Consider the following 1,372-nt stretch of genomic DNA (forward strand, 5'->3'; position numbering starts at 1 on the left):
CGTAATGACGAAGGTAAACTGACTAGCGTGATTTTGCCTGTTCACGGTTATGGTTTGTGGTCAACGATGTACGCATTTTTGGCTCTAGAAGCTGATCTAAACACTGTGCAAGGACTTGTTTACTACGACCAAGGTGAAACTCCTGGTTTAGGTGGCGAAGTTGAAAATCCAAAATGGAAAGCATTGTGGAAAGGTAAGCAGTTATTTGATGCACAAGGCGACTTGGCTATTAGTGTGACTAAAAACCCTACAGTGGCTAGCTCTGTTCATGGTGTTGATGCACTTTCAGGTGCAACATTGACCAGTAACGGTGTACAACACTCATTGGAGTTTTGGTTAGGTAAAGAAGGCTTTGCAAGCTTTATCGCTAAAGCACGCAACGGAGGGTTAAGCTAATGGCTGACGCTAAAGAACTTAAACAGGTTCTGACCGGACCGATTATCAATAACAACCCAATTGCATTGCAAATTTTGGGTGTGTGTAGTGCACTTGCTGTTACCAGTAAATTAGAAACAGCATTAGTAATGACGATTGCATTAACAGCGGTAACAGCGTTTTCTAACCTGTTTATCTCTCTTATTCGTAATCACATTCCAAGCAGTGTGCGTATTATTGTACAGATGACCATTATTGCGTCTTTAGTAATTGTGGTTGACCAAGTATTACAAGCTTATGCCTATGCCATTTCTAAGCAGTTATCGGTATTCGTAGGTTTGATTATTACTAACTGTATTGTAATGGGTCGTGCTGAAGCTTACGCAATGAAAACCCCTCCAATGATGAGCTTTATGGACGGTATCGGTAACGGTTTAGGTTACGGTGCTATTCTATTGTCTGTTGGCGTGGTGCGTGAACTATTTGGTAATGGTTCATTATTCGGCGTAGAAATCCTCAGCAAAATCTCTGACGGTGGTTGGTATCAGCCTAACGGTTTATTACTACTGCCACCGAGTGCATTCTTCTTGATCGGTGGTTTGATCTGGTTGATCCGTACTTACAAGCCAGAGCAAGTCGAAGCAAAAGGGTAGACGCAATGGAACATTATATTAGTTTATTAATTCGTTCAGTTTTCATTGAAAACATGGCACTCGCGTTCTTCTTAGGTATGTGTACTTTCTTAGCGGTTTCGAAGAAAGTCACTACTGCGATGGGCCTTGGTGTTGCAGTTATCGTGGTACTCGCTATTTCGGTTCCTGCTAACCAAATTATTTATCAAGGTTTATTGGCTCCAGGCGCATTAGCTTGGGCTGGTTTCCCTGATGCTGATTTGAGCTTCTTGAAGTTCATCACCTTTATCGGTGTGATTGCAGCACTTGTACAAATTTTGGAAATGGCTTTAGACAAGTATTTTCCACCTTTGTACAACGCGTTA

General features: G+C 41.8%; 3 protein-coding genes. All 3 read left to right on the forward strand.

What is annotated here, in order from left to right:
- On the forward strand, positions 1–396 hold a 396-nt coding region (nqrC, locus tag CXF78_RS00615; protein WP_102035696.1), incomplete at its 5' end, for an NADH:ubiquinone reductase (Na(+)-transporting) subunit C.
- Positions 396–1,028, forward strand: coding sequence for an NADH:ubiquinone reductase (Na(+)-transporting) subunit D (locus CXF78_RS00620; protein WP_011636426.1), 633 nt, complete (start codon positions 396–398; stop codon positions 1,026–1,028). The genes nqrC and CXF78_RS00620, both read left to right, overlap by 1 nt.
- Positions 1,029–1,033: 5 nt before the next feature.
- Positions 1,034–1,372: Rnf-Nqr domain containing protein (locus CXF78_RS00625; RefSeq protein ID WP_308302230.1), on the forward strand; the 339-nt coding region annotated here is incomplete at its 3' end.

Origin of the sequence: Shewanella sp. 11B5, from assembly GCF_002836795.1 — a bacterium.
Classification (GTDB): Bacteria; Pseudomonadota; Gammaproteobacteria; order Enterobacterales; family Shewanellaceae; genus Shewanella; species Shewanella frigidimarina.

Coding starts and splice junctions, on each gene's coding strand:
- CXF78_RS00620 (WP_011636426.1), top strand. CDS start 396: ATGGCTGACGCTAAAGAACTTAAACAGGTTCTGACCGGACCGATTATC.